This is a genomic window from Bradyrhizobium sp. WBAH42, from assembly GCF_024585265.1.
GTDB lineage: Bacteria > Pseudomonadota > Alphaproteobacteria > Rhizobiales > Xanthobacteraceae > Bradyrhizobium.
The window spans coordinates 7,322,910-7,338,542 of record NZ_CP036533.1 but is presented as its reverse complement, the minus strand read 5'-3'; the positions used below and the strand labels follow the sequence as shown (position 1 = coordinate 7,338,542).

At 67.7% G+C, this 15,633-nt stretch carries 13 protein-coding genes; 6 read left to right on the top strand and 7 right to left on the bottom strand.

What is annotated here, in order from left to right; genetic code table 11:
• Window positions 1-57: 57 nt before the first annotated feature.
• Window positions 58-270 carry a hypothetical protein gene (locus DCG74_RS34560; protein WP_024341447.1) on the top strand — a complete coding sequence of 71 codons (213 nt, stop codon included), beginning with the start codon at window positions 58-60 and terminating at the stop codon, window positions 268-270.
• A 206-nt stretch (window positions 271-476) separates the two neighbouring features.
• Window positions 477-1,031: a hypothetical protein gene (locus DCG74_RS34555; RefSeq protein ID WP_172785888.1), complete on the top strand. Its 555-nt coding sequence runs from the start codon at window positions 477-479 to the stop codon at window positions 1,029-1,031.
• A gap of 121 nt (window positions 1,032-1,152) precedes the next feature.
• On the opposite strand, the gene DCG74_RS34550 is transcribed toward DCG74_RS34555, so the two are convergent.
• Window positions 1,153-2,037: a metallophosphoesterase gene (locus DCG74_RS34550; protein WP_172785962.1), complete on the bottom strand. Its 885-nt coding sequence runs from the start codon at window positions 2,035-2,037 to the stop codon at window positions 1,153-1,155.
• A 107-nt stretch (window positions 2,038-2,144) separates the two neighbouring features.
• On the opposite strand from DCG74_RS34550, the gene DCG74_RS34545 reads away from it, so the two are divergent.
• From DCG74_RS34545 to DCG74_RS34530, 4 genes are all read left to right on the top strand, one after another.
• On the top strand, window positions 2,145-2,636 hold the full coding sequence (locus DCG74_RS34545) for an NUDIX domain-containing protein (protein WP_172785889.1): 492 nt from the start codon (window positions 2,145-2,147) through the stop codon (window positions 2,634-2,636).
• Window positions 2,637-2,684: 48 nt separating this feature from the next.
• Entirely contained in the window at window positions 2,685-3,836 is a 1,152-nt protein-coding gene (locus tag DCG74_RS34540) for a hypothetical protein (RefSeq protein ID WP_172785890.1), read from the top strand.
• Window positions 3,833-4,774, top strand: coding sequence for a glycosyltransferase family 2 protein (locus tag DCG74_RS34535; protein ID WP_172785891.1), 942 nt, complete (start codon window positions 3,833-3,835; stop codon window positions 4,772-4,774). Before DCG74_RS34540 ends, DCG74_RS34535 begins: the two co-directional genes overlap by 4 nt.
• Before the next feature lie 97 nt (window positions 4,775-4,871).
• Window positions 4,872-5,387 (top strand): GNAT family N-acetyltransferase, encoded by a 516-nt coding sequence (locus tag DCG74_RS34530; RefSeq protein WP_172785892.1) that lies wholly within the window; start codon window positions 4,872-4,874, stop codon window positions 5,385-5,387.
• A gap of 167 nt (window positions 5,388-5,554) precedes the next feature.
• Here the strand turns inward: DCG74_RS34530 and DCG74_RS34525 are convergent, their stop codons facing one another.
• The 6 genes from DCG74_RS34525 to DCG74_RS34500 all read right to left on the bottom strand — a co-directional run bounded on the left by DCG74_RS34525 (window position 5,555) and on the right by DCG74_RS34500 (window position 15,450).
• The gene (locus DCG74_RS34525) at window positions 5,555-7,936 is read right to left on the bottom strand and encodes a TonB-dependent receptor (RefSeq protein ID WP_172785893.1); all 2,382 of its coding nucleotides are present in this window, start codon (window positions 7,934-7,936) and stop codon (window positions 5,555-5,557) included.
• 145 nt (window positions 7,937-8,081) lie between these two features.
• Window positions 8,082-8,486, bottom strand: coding sequence for a DUF2946 domain-containing protein (locus DCG74_RS34520; protein WP_172785894.1), 405 nt, complete (start codon window positions 8,484-8,486; stop codon window positions 8,082-8,084).
• Window positions 8,487-8,629: 143 nt separating this feature from the next.
• A complete protein-coding gene (locus DCG74_RS34515) occupies window positions 8,630-10,693 on the bottom strand; it encodes a hypothetical protein (protein WP_172785895.1) in 2,064 nt (687 codons plus the stop codon).
• 7 nt (window positions 10,694-10,700) lie between these two features.
• Window positions 10,701-13,511, bottom strand: coding sequence for a DUF4159 domain-containing protein (locus DCG74_RS34510; protein WP_172785896.1), 2,811 nt, complete (start codon window positions 13,509-13,511; stop codon window positions 10,701-10,703).
• The gene (locus tag DCG74_RS34505) at window positions 13,508-14,452 is read right to left on the bottom strand and encodes a DUF58 domain-containing protein (protein ID WP_172785897.1); all 945 of its coding nucleotides are present in this window, start codon (window positions 14,450-14,452) and stop codon (window positions 13,508-13,510) included. The genes DCG74_RS34510 and DCG74_RS34505 overlap by 4 nt, the downstream gene beginning before the upstream one ends.
• Window positions 14,452-15,450 carry a MoxR family ATPase gene (locus tag DCG74_RS34500; protein ID WP_172785898.1) on the bottom strand — a complete coding sequence of 333 codons (999 nt, stop codon included), beginning with the start codon at window positions 15,448-15,450 and terminating at the stop codon, window positions 14,452-14,454. Before DCG74_RS34500 ends, DCG74_RS34505 begins: the two co-directional genes overlap by 1 nt.
• Between the last annotated feature and the right edge of the window lie 183 nt (window positions 15,451-15,633).

The window sequence follows — 15,633 nt, the reverse complement described above, 5'->3', positions numbered from 1 at the left end:
GGTCTGGACGCCAGCTTGGAGTCCAGGCCGGTCACGCACCTCAACAGGAGACTGACAATGACCAAAGGCAGCAATTTCTGGGTGATCGGCGGCGAGTTCGGCTCGATGAACTTCCACAAGCTCGTCGAAGGCTCGGCCCAGGTCAAAGGTCCGTTCAAGACCCGCAAGGAAGCCGAGGACTGCTGGCGCGAGGTATCGGAAGAGAGCCGCCACAAGGCCGGCGTCCGCTTCTCGATCGTTGAAGAGCCGCAGCGCGCCCCGGCAGCCTGATCGGCAGCTGCCGAGCTGAAACAATCTGAAACAAGAAGACGTCCAAGGACGGATGGTCCCATCCAGGCCTCGAGCCTGGGTGGGATCGTCTGCTTTTGGCACAGGCGAAACGGCTGTGGGCGCCGTAAGTCTCTGGAATTGTGGGCCTTTGCGGAGGGTTTGGTTGCTGATAGGTTAATCGGGATAAGTCGAGGACGAGGCCGACAATGTCAGAGCCCGAGACCAGCGGGACCCAAGCCGGCCAGCCGCGCCCGGTGCGGCTGCGCGATGCGTTGCTGCGCGCGCGGATTGAGGCGGCCGACCGGACCGGCGTCGTCGTCGATTTGCGCGACGCCGAGGTGGCGCGGCTCGAGATCCTCAACGACGCGCTCGATCCCCTGTTCGCGCAGGTGCCCGATCAGATCGACCTGTTCGACCGCGGCATCAGCCAGGGCGATACGCCGCGGCTCTGGATCGACGTCGTCGCCCACATCGTGATGGGCCGCGACAAGCGGATGTACCGATTCGTCCAGGACACCCGCTTCGGCCGCATCGTGCTCGCCGAATCGCACGACACCGCAATGATCGTCGAGGCCGTCATCGACTATGTCGCGCGCCGCATGATCGAGCGCGAGCGTGCGATGGTGATCGCGCCCGAACCGCAGGCCCCGGCCGCCGCGCCGCCGCGCCGCTCGCGCCTCTGGCCGTTCGTGTTCGGCTTCGTGCTCGGCGCTGCCGCGTTGTTCGGGCTCGCAGTGCTCGCGGTCTTGCGGAACTGGTGAGGCTCTCTCCGCCGTCATTCCGGGGCATGCGCAGCATGAGCCCGGAATCCATCGGGCAGCAGCGCATGGCGATGAATGGATTCCGGGCTCGCGCTTCGCGCGCCCCGGAATGACCGAGACCTCAAATCAACCGCACATGCTTGATCTGCCCGATCTGAAATCCAGCCCCGAGGCTTCGCACCGTCTGCTCGCAGCGCCAGCCGGCATTGTCCTTCTCGATCGTGAACAGATTATACGCCGCCGCGGGATAGCGTCCGTGCGCGAGCGCGGAGGCCGAGGGCACGCCGAGCGCGGGAATGTTGCCGTTCGGACCCTCGAACCACATCGTCGAATGAATGTGATCGTGCCCGTGCAGGACCAGCTCGACGCCGTGGCGCTTCAACAGCGCCAGCAGCTCCGGCGCGTCGGTCATCCGCTTCGCCCGCGCGCTGGATTTCAGCGGATGATGCACCAGCAGCACGCGGAATACGTCTTCCGCCGCGAGCCGCTCGAGCACCTCCGCAAGCGCAGCGAGCTGATCGCGCCCGAGCGTGCCGGTCGCCATCAGCGGCAGGGTCGGCACCGCCGTGGACAGGCTGATCAACGCCAGCGGCCCGCGCCGGCGCACCGCGGGGAAGGCTGCACCGCCGGGTGTGTCCGCGGCGATGTAGTGCAGGAACGTCTCGCCGAAGCGATGCCGCGTCGCGCTGACATAGGCGTCGTGATTGCCGGGAATCGCGGTCACGCGGTCGGGCGGGCCGACGCTTTCGAGCCAGGCCAGCGCCGGTGCGAACTCAGCCTCCAGCGCCAGGTTGACGAGATCGCCCGTCACTGCGATGTGGTCGGGCGCCTGCGCCTTCATGTCGGCAACGAGCGCATCGAGCACCTCGCGGCGCTGGTACTTGTGGCGGTTGCGGGTCCAGTTGACATAGCCGAGCGCGCGCTTGCCCGCGAGCTCGATCAGACGCGGCTTCGGCATAGGCGCCAGATGCGGATCGGACAGATGGGCGAGCGTGAAGGGAGTCAGCGTGAAGGGAGTCATGGCGCGCGAATGCCTCGCTATTGCTCCGCTGTAATGGCAAGGTCGCGCGCGTCGCGCAAGCAGGGCCCGAACAGGGGCGTCGAGGAAGCCTGATGGGAGAACGTCTGAACCGGGCCCGACGGAAAGCCGAGCCGCTGCTGCGGCGGGTCTTCCACGTCTATTTCCTGCTCGTCCGCGGCATGACGCTGGGCGTCCGCGCCGTGGTGCTGGATGCCGATAATCGCGTCTTCCTGGTCAGGCACAGCTACGTCAGCGGCTGGTATTTGCCTGGCGGCGGCGTCGATTTCGGCGAGACCATGGAAGAGGCGCTGCGGCGCGAGCTCAAGGAGGAGGGCGACATCGACCTGACCGGCGAGGCGATCCTGCACGGCGTCTTCCTCAACAGCCACGTCTCCCGCCGCGACCACGTCGCGGTCTACGTGGTCAGGCAGTTCAGGCAGGACCGCGTCCCTGAGCCAAACCGCGAGATCGTCGAATGCGGGTTCTTCGACAACGCCGCGTTGCCCGAGGGCACCACGCCCGGCACGCGGCTGCGGATCGCCGAGGTGCTCGGTGGCAAGCCCTTGATTGCGACGTGGCGCTGAGGGCGGCCTGTGCTAGTAACCCGCTTGACGCGCGCCACGGAAGACCGGATGAAAATTGCCAAGCTCGCCTTCGGCCTGATCTGTCTTGCGATCCTCGCCAGCAACATCGTCACGATGTCACGCTGGAGCGAGGCGCGCGGGGTCTATGACGACATCTGCTATCTCCGCCAGGCGCATCTGTTCCAGCGCCTCGGCATCGGTGGGCTCAACACCAATGCCCACCTGGACTACGACCAGTATTTCGAAGGCAAGCTGAAGCAGATCGCGTTCGCCGAATGGCAGGACCCGCTGCGCTGGCCGTGCCACAACCCGATGCCGAGCGGCAAGGTCGTGATGCAATATCCGCCGGGCACCGGCTTCCTGCTGGCGCTGTTTCCCGAAGGCAACCAGGTGGTGCCGCTGTACATCGCCGCGAGCCTGATCGTCTGCGGCCTTGCGCTGACGGGCATTGCCATGGCGCGCACGCTGCCTGCCATCGTCGGCGCCGGCCTGTTCGGCGCGCTTGCCGTCTATCTCATGATCAACCCGGCCAAGGCGAGCTATTCGATCGCACCGACCATGGCGCTCTGCGCGGTCGCGGGATTCCTGACCGCGTTGTGGCTGACCAGGGAGAAACGCAGCGTGCTGCTGATTGCGCTGGTCGGCCTCCTGCTCGGTGCCTCCGTCAATTTCAGATTGCCGAATGCGCTGCTCGCGGCCGGCTATGCCATCTATCTGGCCCTTGCGTTCCTGCGGACACGGACGCTGTCAGGCTTCGCGCAGGGGCTCGGCTTCGGCGTCGCTGTCCTCGTCGGCATGGCCCCGACCCTGGTTGCGCAGGCCATCAATGCCGGCAGCCCGCTGGCCACGACCTATGGCAGCGCCGACGTGGTCGCGCCGGCCTTCGACCTTGCCGTGCTCGGCCATTATCTGCGCGACATGCAATTCGTGCTGATCGTGCTGGCGATCGGCACCACGGCCTTTCTGTTGCGGGTGGGAGAGGGCAGCGTGCGGCAGGTGGCCCTCGTCGCCGCCGGCAATCTCGTCGTCAATCTCGGCTTCTTCCTGAGCCATCCGATCTTCACGCCCTACTACATCGTGCCGATTGCGATGCTCTCGCTGTGGAGCGTCGCGTTCGCCTGGCTGATGCAGCAGGCCGCGGCGCAACAAGCCACGCCGCTCGGGCGCGAGCCGACAAGCCTCGGAGTGCCGTCGCGATGACCTCAGCGCAGCTTCGCATCGCCGTGCTGGTGCCCTGCTACAACGAGGAGGCCGCGGTCGCCACCGTCGTGGCCGATTTCCGCAAGGCGCTGCCCTCGGCGCAGATCTACGTCTACGACAACAATTCGCGCGACCGGACCGCCGAGGTCGCGCGCGAAGCCGGCGCGATCGTGCGCAGCGAGCGCCGGCAGGGCAAGGGCCACGTCGTGCGCCGCATGTTCGCGGACGTCGAGGCCGACGTCTATGTGCTGGTCGACGGCGATGCGACCTACGATGCGCCGAGCGCGCCGCGCATGATCGACAGGCTGCTCGACGATCATCTCGACATGGTGGTCGGCCTGCGTGTCGATCAGGTCCAGGCCGCCTATCGGCTCGGCCATCGCACCGGCAACCGCATGCTGACCGGCTTTTTGTCCTCGACCTTCGGCCACGCTTTCAAGGACATCCTGTCCGGCTACCGGGTGTTCTCGCGCCGCTTCGTCAAATCCTTCCCCGTCCTCTCCGACGGTTTCGAGATCGAGACCGAGCTTGCGGTCTATGCGCTGGAATTGTCGCTGCCGGTCGCCGAGGTCGAGACGCCCTATTACGCGCGCCCCGAAGGCTCGTTCTCCAAGCTCAACACCTGGCGCGACGGCTTTCGCATCCTCGGCACCATGCTGAAGCTCTACCGTTCCGAACGGCCGTTGCGCTTCTTCACGGTGATCGGAATCCTGCTGGCGCTGGCCTCGATCATCCTCGCGATCCCGATCGTGATCACCTTCATCGAAACCGGGCTCGTGCCGCGCCTGCCCACCGCGGTGCTGTCGATGGGCCTGATGATCATGGCCCTGCTGGCGGCATCGTCCGGGCTCGTGCTCGACACGGTGACGCGAGGCCGGCGGGAGATGAAGATGCTGGCCTATTTGTCCCAGCCGGCGTCGAACCGGGACGCAGGCTGAGCCGGGCCCGCAGCTCGCTCCGCTGGAGAGAGGCGAGGCCCGGCACCGATGGCGCCCATGGACCTCCGCAGGCGCAAGTGCTACTCCGCGAATTGACATGAACGATCTCTCACTGACCATCCTTCCCGAAGCCGCCGGCGACGCCCAGGCCATCGAGCGGCTGCACGAACGGACCTTCGGCCCCGGCCGCTTCGTGCTGAGCGCCTACCGGATCCGCGAGCACGTCGACCATCTGCTCGATCTGTCCTTTACCGCCCGCATCGGCACGCTCCTGGTCGGCTCCGTCAGGCAATTGCCGATCCTGATCGGCGACACGCCGGCGCTGCTGCTCGGGCCGCTCACCGTCGAGCCGCCGTTCCGCGAGCGCGGCATCGGCCGTCAGTTGATGGAGCGCGCGGTGAAGGACGCCAAGGCGAAAGGTCACCGCCTGGTGCTGCTGGTCGGCGACGAGGCCTATTACAGCCGCGTCGGTTTCAAGCCGGTGCCGAAGGGCCGCGTCACCATGCCAGGTCCCGTCGATGCCGCCCGCATCCTGGTGTTCGAGCTCGTCGACGGCGCCTTCGAGGGCGTGTCGGGCGCGGTCGGCCCCGACTGGAGCAAGGCGCGGAAGTAGGAGTGGCGCGCAGCCCGGATAAAGCGCAGCGCAATCCGGGAAGGTCTCCCCGCGACGCGAGACCCCGGATTACACAGGCTCAGCGAAGCAATCCAGAATCTTTCTGCGGTGGCAGTCTGGATTGCTTCGTCGCAAGGGCTCCTCGCAATGACGGTGTTTGTCGTCACCTAGAACTTGAAATTCGCGAACGCCCGCACGCCGATGCCGGGCATCAAGACCTCGTCCTTGGTGTAGGACACATGGTTGCGAATGTTCTCGTTGAGGAGATTGTTGCCGACGATGCCGGCCATCATCTCGCGCGCACCGAACCAGTTGCGGTCGAGCTTGGTCTTGTAGCTGACCTCGGCCTTCAGCAGATTGTAGCCCGACGTCGGCGTCTCCGCGATCACGGCGACGTTGTTCTGCGCGAAGGCGTGCAACAGGTTGACGCGCATCAGCCAATTGTCGTCGCGCCAGAACACGCCGCCGCCCATGCGCACCGGCGGAATCCGCGGCACGTTGGTGCCGTCGGAGAAGGTGGCGCGGACCACGTCGAGCTGGTTCTCGATGCCCCAGATGCCGCCCTGGAACGCGCCGATATCCAGCTGCGACTGGAATTCGCCGCCGCGGAAGTTCGCATTGCGTTGCGAGTAGACCGCCTGGTTCAGCTCGGCCCCCGGCGTGCCGCAGGACGCAAAATCGTCGTCGCAGCTCACGCCGGTGAGGCGGCGATAGATGAAATTGTCGAAATGCGTGTAGTAGACCGTCGCCTCGAACCGGAACGGCCCCGTCGCCCTGCGGACGCCGAGCTCGATCGATTTCGCGGTCTCGATCGTGAGGTTCGGATTGCCGATGTCGAAAGTCGCGGTCGCATCATGGCCACCGCGGGAGAACAGCTCGGCTGCCTTCGGCGCGCGCTCGACATATTGCGCGGTGATGCTGCCGACCATTCCGCCCGGCAAATCCTGCAGCAGGCCGATGCTGCCGCTCTTCGGCGTGAAGGACGGGTTGCGCGCGATCGCCGCCTGCGGCGTGCCGTCGGGCAGGTAATCCGCCGGGAAGTTCGGCGTCGTGCCGTGCAGCTCGACATGCTCGATCCGGCCGGCGATCTGCGCCCGCGTCGCTTCCGAGAACTTGAACTCGTTGAAGGCGTAAGCCGCGACGCGCGTGTTGGTGTTGGGATCCCACAGCCCGTTGAACAGCGTGCCGGGATTGTCGGGGCTCGGCGCGCTCAATTCCTGGTGCCCGACCTGGAAGCCCAGCGCCGTCGTCACTTCGGCGAAGCGCGCGTTGAACGGCATCAGCTGCACCTCGGTGCGGATCTCCTGCTCCTTGTTGGTGAAGGTTTGCCGGATGCCGTCGCTGTTGAGGTCGGCGGAATCGGCAAGGCCAATCTCGTTGTGCCGGTAGTCGGTCGCGCCGGCCCAGAACCGGATCGTATCGATCGCGGCCGCGTCGGGGCGGTACTCGCCCTTGACGTTGATCTTGGTCTGGTGACCGTCGATCCGCGTCTTGTGGTCGGCGCCGTCGATGCCGGGGATGTGGTAGAGCGAATCGTTCTGCGTGATCGATGCGCCGATATAGCCGCCCTGGAAGAAGTACGAGCCGCCGATCGATGCGCCGTCCGAGCGCGTCGCCGAGTTCGGCTGGCGGCCGTTCACGGGGCGCGACTGGTCGGTCAGATAGGGATAGCTCGGGATGTAATAGTCCGAGGTGGCGCGTCCATAGGCGTCGGCATGGAAGGCAAAATTGCCGCCGCCGGCGTCGAGCAGCACGCCGCTCTCGATGCCGCGGTCGACCGAAGAGAACGCGGTGCGCGTCTCCGCGGTGACGCAGGGCGACGTCGCAGCGTTCGCGAGCGGGGCCTTGGTCGGCAGGCCGAAGGCCTGGAACGACGGCGCGCAGGAGGGCAGCGCGTCCGGAATCCGGTTGTTGGTGGCGCTGACCACGCCGCCGATCGAGGTCGAGCCGTAGCGCAGCGCCGCCGGCCCGCGAACCACCTCGACCTGGTTGGTCGCGAGCGGATCGATCGGGACGAAATGATCCTCGCCGAGGTCGGAGGCGCCGCCGCCATTGGTGCCGTTCTCGACGATGCCGACGCGGTTGACGTCGAGACCCCTGATGATCGGCCGGCTGGAGGCGCCGGGCGCGAAGCTCGATCCGGTGATGCCGGGCTTGGAGAACAGGAGATCGCCGAGCTGACCGCCGCCCTCGCGGCGGATCTCCTCGTTCGGCACCACGGTGACGGTGGCGAACTGGTTTGTCACGATCGGCAGCACGCCCTGCTGGGGCGCGGCGGGCACGGGCGCTGCCGGCGCCGCTTCCGCCGTCTGCTCGCGGCTGCGCACCCGCGCGGTCCGCGTGCCGCGGCCTGCGTTGCGGGACGGCACCACCGCTCGACGCACGATCGGGCTCGGCGCCGTCACGGTGACGGCGGGAAGCTCGGTCGACGATTTGTCTTGTGCCGGCTGTTGTGACGAGTCTTGGGCGAACGCGGATGTAGCGGCGGCGCCGAGCAGGAGCAGGCTTGCTCCGCCAAGGCGCTGCGCGCGTCGCAATTGAAATGACATGGTCCTGATTCCACTCAGACGCCGTCCGGATGATGCTCTGCTGATCGGAGGCGGCCTGCCGTCGCGGCGCGACGGAATTCGACTTCAACTTCTCCCAGGCACTTGCCGATGCACGGCGAGGCTGGGCGTGATCAAGCGTTGGAGATCAGGACGCAGGAGGGCCGCGCGGCTGGAATGCCGTGCCGGCAGATTTCAGATGAGCGAACTCGGCGTCGAGGGTGCGCTGGAGCAGCTCGATCGCCTGCGGCAGCAACAGCACGGGCGGCGTCGCCGACACGATCGTGCCCGCCATCGCAATGATGGCGCAGATGGCGCAATTGTCGTCGCCCGAATGCTCGCGGTCGGGGCCGGCAGGCGATTGCTTCTGCACCGCGGCGCGGTCGATCGCAGCATCGCCCTTGCTGCCGTCGGTCTGCTGGGCCGAGGATTGAGCGAGGGGCGCGGCCTGCGCGAACCAATGGCTGTGGCCGAAAGTCAGCGCGAGCTGCACCAGCATCGCGAACAACGCGAGCCGGGCGCCGTGCCTGCTATTCGACCGGAACCACTTCATCTGAAAACGCCACCCCCACACCGGGGCGTCAATCCCAGGACGCCGCGATGTTATAGTATAACATCGCCCGATCGGTCAGCGGATGTCAACGGCAGGCGGGATCGGCGCATGCAGGCCGCCCAGCCGATGTGTCGTTCGGGCAACTAGCGCCCCTCGCGGACCCACGTCGCCGCAAACGCGCCGAGCAGCAGCAGCAGGCCGATCAGGCCGGAGAAGATCGGCAGCACGCCGACGCCCTTGACCACGCTGGCATCGCGCATCCGCACGCCCATCCAGCCGTCGCCGTGGAACATGCCGACCGAGCGAACCGGCAGGATGCGCGGCAGCTCGACGCTCGAGCCAGCGGCCACACGCACGGCATCGCCGCCCGTCGCCTGTGTCAGCGGCATCAACGTATCGACCGTGGAGGTGACTTCCGAAAACTCCTTCGGATTGGTCGGGCCGACATTGATCAGCGCCTTCAGCGTGCCGTCGGTGGCCTGCCACAGGCCGAGCTCGTTGGCCGGCAGGCTGGCGCGCCACTCGCCGGGATCGCCGGGGGAGAGCGTCAGATCCTGCGACACGCCCGATGGCGAGGTCACGCTGACAGGCTGGACGCTGTCCGCCATGGTCTGACGCACCACGACGAGGTCCTTGCCCTGCACCTGGAGGCGCAGAGCTTCTTCGTCGAGATCAGGCTGCTTCATCAGCCAGTGCGACATCCGCCGGAGCAGGTCGAGATGCGGGCCGCCGCCCTCATAGCCGCGCGCCCACAGCCAGATGTGGTCGGACAGCAGAAGCGCGACGCGGCCCTCGCCGAAGCGCGACAGGAACAGCAGCGGCTTGCCGTCGACGCCGGTCATGACGGGCGGGTTGACCGCGTTGCGGGTGTCGACGGTGCGGAAGAACCGGCTCCAGCGCGGCGGCTCGCTGGCGGAGCCTTCCAGCCCGCGCGTGACGGGATGACGTTTGCCGATGTCGGACAGATGCGCATAGAACGGCTTCTCGGTGACGCCGACGGGTTCAGCCGGCAGCACCGAATCGAGCGGCGTGCGCCAGATGCTGCTGTTCGAGGCATAGTCGGGTCCGGCCGAGACCAGCACAGCGCCGCCTGCGCGCACGTAACGCGCCATGTTCTCGAAATAAGGGATCGGCAGCACGCCCTGGCGGGCATAGCGGTCGAAGATGATCAGCTGGAATTCGTTGATCTTCTGCTGGAACAGCTCGCGGGTCGGAAATGCGATCAGCGACAATTCGTTGATCGGCGTGCCGTCCTGCTTCTCCGGCGGGCGCAGAATGGTGAAATGGACGAGGTCGACGCTGGCGTCGGACTTGAGCAGATTGCGCCAGGTGCGCTCGCCCGAATGCGGCTCGCCCGAGACCAGCAGCACGCGCAGCTTGTCGCGCACGCCGTCGATGGCCACCACGGCGCGGTTGTTCACCGGCGTCAATTCGCGCTCGAGCGGCGAAGCCTCGATCTCGACGATGTTCGGCCCGGCATGCTTGATGTCGACGTCGACGCTCGCGGCCTGGCCGCTCGACAGCGTGCGCTCGTTGATGACCTCGCCGTCGCGGCGGACCGTGACCCTGGCACGCTCGCCGGAAACGCCCTGGTCGTCGAGGCGGTAGGAGATGGTCTGGGTCTGCCCGACGATGCCGAAGCGCGGTGCGGCGGTGATCGCGATGCGGCGGTCGCGCTCGTCCTTCTGGCCGGTGACCAGCGCGTGCACCGGCGCCTGGAAGCCGAGCGCGGCTGTGTTCGCCGGAATATCGTGGACGCGGCCGTCGGTGATCAGGAACGCGCCGGCGACGCGGTCGACCGGGACGTCCGCCAAGGCCGAGGCCAGTGCCCCGAACAGTTTCGTGCCGTCGGTCTCGCCGTCGGCCTGTCCGGCGTCGACGACGCGGACCTCGAGGCCCTTGATCTTCTTCAGGCTGTCGACCAGCGCCTCCTGCGCTTGCGCAGCTTCGCGAGTGCGGTTGCCGAAGTTCTGGCTCGGGCTCTTGTCGACGACGATGGCGGCGACCGAGGTGAGCGGATCACGGTCCTCGCGCGTGAAGGAGGGATTGGCGAGCGCCAGCAGGAACAGCGCCAGCGCGGCCACGCGCACCGCAGCGCCGCGCGCTCGCGCCAGCAGCAGCACAAGCGCAATGACGACGATCGCTGCGAGCGCGAGCCACAGCACGATCGAGGGAACAAGCGGTGTGAACGCGATGCCGTAATTCATGTCGATCCTATTGCCCCAGCCGTTCGATCAGCGCCGGCGCGTGCACCTGGTCGGCCTTGTAGTTGCCGGTCAGCGTGTACATCACGATGTTGGCGCCGGCGCGGTAGGCGAATTCGCGCTGGCGGGGGTCGCCGCCGGTCACCGGCAGCATGGCCTGTCCGTCGGGCCGCACCGCCCAGGCGCCGGCCAGGTCGTTCGAGGTGATGATGATCGGCGAGACGCCGTCGCCGCCGCGCGCCGGCCGCTGCGCGCTCTCATCGTCCTCTTCGCGCGGCAACGTCTCGACCCAGGTCTGGCCGGCGGTGAAGCGGCCCGGGAAGTCGCGCAGCAGGTAGAAGGTCTTGGTCAGCACGTGCTCGCGCGGCACCGGCTCGAGCTCGGGCACATCGAGCGAGGACAGGATCTCGCGCAGCGTCTGCATGGCCGGGGTCTGCGCCGCGCCGTTCGCGCCGGGCGGTGCCTCGATCGCGTCGCGGGTGTCGAACAGCACGGTGCCGCCCTGCTTCATGTAGGCGTCGATCCTGTTGATGGCGTCCTGTGGCGGCTTCGGCGCGCCCGGCACGATCGGCCAGTAGATCAGCGGGAAGAAGGCGAGCTCGTCGCGCGCGGGATCGACGCCGACGGGATCGCCGGCCTCGAGCGCAGTGCGCTGGGCCAGGAACAGCGTCAGCCCGTTCATCCCGGCCTTGACGATGGAATCGACGTCGGCATTCCCTGTCACGACATAGGCGAGGCGGGTCTGCGATACCGACTTCATTGCGAACTCGTCCGTGACGCCGTCGGCGCGCGCCGGCGCCGGCGAGAGCGCCGCGAATCCCGCGAGCAGGGCGAGCACGATCGTCGCGGGCGCGGCGCGACGGCGCAGCAGCGCGGCAATCCCGCCGCCGAGCACCGCGACGATGATGGCGTCGATCAGGAACAGCGCGAGCGCCGTCGACAGCAGCCAGCCGCGCAGGTCGCGCGGCTCGGCATTGGTGTAGGTGGCGTGCCGGGCGCGCAGGCTCGCGGTGTTCAGTGCGGCGATGCGGTCGGCGCTGGCAAGCGTGTTCACGGCGAGCGGTCCTTCTGCCGGACCGTAGAAGCCGGGCGGATGATCTGATGTGGCGCGGTCGCGATAGTCCGCAGGCAGCGGCTTGGCAGTCGCGGGCGGCGGACCGAACGCGCCAAATCCGTCGAGGATGTGCAGCGGCGCCACCGTCTCAGTGGTCGCTTCGCTGGCAACGCCGGCGCCGGGCTTCGCCGTATAGCCGGACATGTCGACGACCCGCCGCAGCATTTCGACGAAGGTGCCCGACATCGGCAGATCCGACCAGCGCATGTCGGCGCTGACGTGGAACAGGCTGACGAGGCCCTTGCCGCGATGCTCGCCGGTGACGAGCGGCGTGCCGTCTTCCAGCGAGGCCCAGCTCTTGGTGGCGAGCACGGCGTCGGGCTCGGCCAGCACCTGGCGGCTCACGGTGACGTCCTTGGGGACCGCGACGCCGGCAAACGGGCCGTCGCCCGCGAAAGAGGCGAGATGCTGCGGCTTCTCCCAGGTCAGGCTGCCGCCGAGCGTGCGGCCGCCCTTGCGCAGCTTGACCGGCACGAGGTCGTCCTCCGCCTGTGCCAGCCGGGGCCCAGCGAACCGCACCAGCACGCCGCCCTGGTCGACCCAGGCATTGAGGCGTTCGCGCAGCTCGGGGGCGATGGTGCCGACATCGGCGAGGATGATCATCGGCAGCTTCTGGTCCAGAAACTGCGTGATGCCCTGCTGCGGCGAGCCCTTGTCGGCGAGCCTGACGTCGGCGAACGGGGCCAGCGCGCGGGTGAGATAGAAGGTCGGCGCCAGCAGCGGCTGCGCGGTCTCGCTGGTCGCGCCCGAGACGATGCCGATGGCGCGGCGGCGCCAGCGCTTGTCGAGCAGCTGCACCGCGCCGGCCGAGCGTTCGCCGGAGATCTCGAGCCGCGTGATGTCGTTGCGCAGCTCGACCGGCAGGTCGAACGCCGCTTCGGTTTCCTTGTCCTGCGGACCGAACGAATAGCGCGCTTCGCCGATCGGGGATGCCTTCTGGTCCAGCGCGCGCACCGTGCCGACCGCAATCCCGCCATCGGTGCGCAGCACCTTCACCGTCATCTTCGCCGCGGCGTTCTCCGCGGCGACCAGGGCCAGCGGCGAGGAGGCGCCGCCTTCGAACACGGTCAGGCTGCGGTCGCCGATGGTCTTGCCGAGGCCGGCCACGAAGTCCTCGCCGCGGCCGGTGTCGACGCCGTCGGAGAGCCAGGCGATCTCGCAGTCGCCGGTGACCTTGAGGAAACGGTCGACCGCGGCCAGCGTCTCGACGCGGTCGATCGAATAGGGCTTTGGCGCGAGCTGCCGCAACGCGACGCGCGCCGCCCCCGCCGGCATCAGGGTGATGTCGCGGTTCGGCTCCGAGAGCGGCACCAGCGCGATGCCACGGCCGTCATTGTCGGCATTGGCGATCAGCTCGTCCGCGGTCCTGATCCTGACGTCCCAGTGCGATGCGGCGCTCCAGCCGTCGTCGAACATGATCATCAGCGGCGCCTTGCTGCCGGCGAGGCCCGTTTGCGGATTCCAGATCGGGCCGGCGGCGGCGAAGATCACCAGCGCGGCGGCGAGCAGGCGGAGCGCGGTCAGCCACCACGGCGTCCGCGAGGGCGTCTCTTCCCGCGGCGTGATGTCGAACAACAGCCGCGTCGGTGGAAACTCGATGCGGCGCGGCCGCGGCGGCATCACGCGCAGCAGCCACCACAGCACGGGCAGGCTGATCAGGCCGATCAGGAGCAGCGGTTGCGTGAAGGCGAGCGGCAATCCCATCATGCGGCCGGCCCCGCCTTGATCGTCGTGGTGCGTGCGCCCGACTTGCTCACCTGCATGCCGGCATGCAGGAACAGCAAGAGCTCGGCGGCGGAGCGGTCGGTGGCGTGCGTCGTGAACAGCCAGTCGAGCTTGCCCGTCTCGGCGCGGATCTGGTCGCGGTGCAGCGCGAGGCGCGCGGTATAGTCCTGCGCCCAGCTCTCGGCGCGGCCGGCGGTGATCACGCCAAAGCCTTCCGGCTCGACGAACTCGACGCGGCCGGAATAGGGAAACGATTCCTCGGCGGGATCGACCACCTGCACCATCGTGCCGTGGGCGCCCGAGCCGGAGAGGCCGGCGAGCGTCGTCCTGATCTCGGAGATCGGCGACCAGAAATCCGACAGCACGATGATCTCGGCCAGCGCGGCCGGAACGAAGGACGGCGGCAGGCTGAGGCGGTCGGCATCGTCATGCAGCATCGCCTGCGCCATCTTGTCGATGACACTGCGGCTTGCGGTCGGTGCCATCAGTCCGGGAATGCCGACGCGCTCGCCGCCGGCGACGAGCAGCTCGGCCAGCGCGAAGGCGACGATCAGCGTCCGCTCCAGCTTGGACTCGCGCGCGGTCTTGGAGGCGAACGCCATCGAGGGCGAGCGGTCCGGCCAGATCCAGACCGTGTGCGAGGCTTCCCATTCCAGCTCGCGCACGTAGAGATGGTCGTCGCGCGCCGAGCGGCGCCAGTCGACGTTCTGTGCCGGTTCGCCCGAGACGAAGCGGCGGTACTGCCAGAAATTTTCGCCGGAGCCGGCGCGGCGCCGTCCATGCAGGCCGTGGATGACGTTGGCGGCGATACGGCGGGCCTCGAGCACCAGGCGCGGTAACGAAGCGGCGAGCGTGCGGCTTTCGCCATCGGCACGTCGGATCGCCAGTATCTCCTTCGCTGCCCGCCCGTTCTCTGCTGCCATCAACCGATCCGTGTCTTCAATTGCCGGATCACGTCCGGAATCGTGCGGCCTTCGGCGCGCGCCTGGAACGTCAGCGCCATGCGGTGCTTCAGCACGGGCTCGGCAAGGTCGAGCACGTCGTCGATCGAGGGCGCGAGGCGCCCGTCGATCAGCGCACGCGCGCGCACCGCCAGCATCAGCGATTGGCTGGCGCGCGGGCCGGGGCCCCAGGCAATGAACTTGCCGGCTTCGCCGGCGTCCGGACCCGGGCGGGCCGAGCGCACCAGCGACAGGATCGCCTCCACCACGGAATCGCCGACCGGCAGGCGCCGGATCAGGCGCTGCGCGGTGATCAGCGCATCGGGCGTCATCGCGCCCCTGGCCAGCGTCTCCTCCGCGCCCGTGGTTTCGAACAGGATGCGGCGCTCGGCATCGCGGTCGGGATAATCGACGTCGATCTCCATCAGGAAGCGGTCGAGCTGCGCTTCGGGCAGCGGATAGGTGCCTTCCTGCTCCAGCGGGTTTTGCGTGGCGAGCACGTGGAAGGGTTTCGGCAGATCATGACGCGCGCCGGCAACGGTGATGTGCTGCTCCTGCATCGCCTGCAACAGCGCCGATTGCGTGCGCGGGCTCGCGCGGTTGATCTCGTCGGCCATCAGGAGCTGCGCGAACACGGGACCGGCAATGAAGCGGAAGGCGCGCCTTCCCGCGGTGCTCTCGTCCAGCACTTCGGCGCCGAGAATGTCCGAGGGCATCAGATCGGGCGTGAACTGGATGCGCTTGGCGTCGAGACCGAGCGTGACGCCGAGCGTCTCCACCAGCTTGGTCTTGGCAAGGCCCGGCACGCCGATCAGGAGCGCATGGCCACCGGAGAGGATGGTGACCAGCGTGTTCTCGATCACGCGATCCTGACCGAAGATGACGGAGGCGATCGCGTCCTTGGCCGCGCGAACCTGGCTCGACACCTGCTCGGCCGAACGGACGATCCCGTCCTCGAGTTTCTCGACACTCTCCGCCATTCGCTTGCTCCTTCAGCCTGCCGCGCGGCTTGCTTGCATCGTGAGCCTGTCGCGTCAGGTCATCACGCCAGATCATCACGCCAGATCATGGGCCCCATGCTAGACTTGCAGGAAGGCCATGTATTCGTTGAATTAACCTATCCCCACCTTATCGGCTTCGGGGTATGTACGGCATCACGAAGT

Bases quoted from the DNA above. Each gene is read 5' to 3' on its own strand.
- DCG74_RS34505 (WP_172785897.1), bottom strand. From the start codon at position 14,452: ATGGCAGCAGAGAACGGGCGGGCAGCGAAGGAGATACTGGCGATCCGA.
- DCG74_RS34510 (WP_172785896.1), bottom strand. From the start codon at position 13,511: ATGATGGGATTGCCGCTCGCCTTCACGCAACCGCTGCTCCTGATCGGC.
- DCG74_RS34530 (WP_172785892.1), top strand. From the start codon at position 4,872: ATGAACGATCTCTCACTGACCATCCTTCCCGAAGCCGCCGGCGACGCC.
- DCG74_RS34515 (WP_172785895.1), bottom strand. From the start codon at position 10,693: ATGAATTACGGCATCGCGTTCACACCGCTTGTTCCCTCGATCGTGCTG.
- DCG74_RS34545 (WP_172785889.1), top strand. From the start codon at position 2,145: ATGGGAGAACGTCTGAACCGGGCCCGACGGAAAGCCGAGCCGCTGCTG.
- DCG74_RS34555 (WP_172785888.1), top strand. From the start codon at position 477: ATGTCAGAGCCCGAGACCAGCGGGACCCAAGCCGGCCAGCCGCGCCCG.
- DCG74_RS34560 (WP_024341447.1), top strand. From the start codon at position 58: ATGACCAAAGGCAGCAATTTCTGGGTGATCGGCGGCGAGTTCGGCTCG.
- DCG74_RS34520 (WP_172785894.1), bottom strand. From the start codon at position 8,486: ATGAAGTGGTTCCGGTCGAATAGCAGGCACGGCGCCCGGCTCGCGTTG.
- DCG74_RS34535 (WP_172785891.1), top strand. From the start codon at position 3,833: ATGACCTCAGCGCAGCTTCGCATCGCCGTGCTGGTGCCCTGCTACAAC.
- DCG74_RS34500 (WP_172785898.1), bottom strand. From the start codon at position 15,450: ATGGCGGAGAGTGTCGAGAAACTCGAGGACGGGATCGTCCGTTCGGCC.
- DCG74_RS34525 (WP_172785893.1), bottom strand. From the start codon at position 7,936: ATGTCATTTCAATTGCGACGCGCGCAGCGCCTTGGCGGAGCAAGCCTG.
- DCG74_RS34540 (WP_172785890.1), top strand. From the start codon at position 2,685: ATGAAAATTGCCAAGCTCGCCTTCGGCCTGATCTGTCTTGCGATCCTC.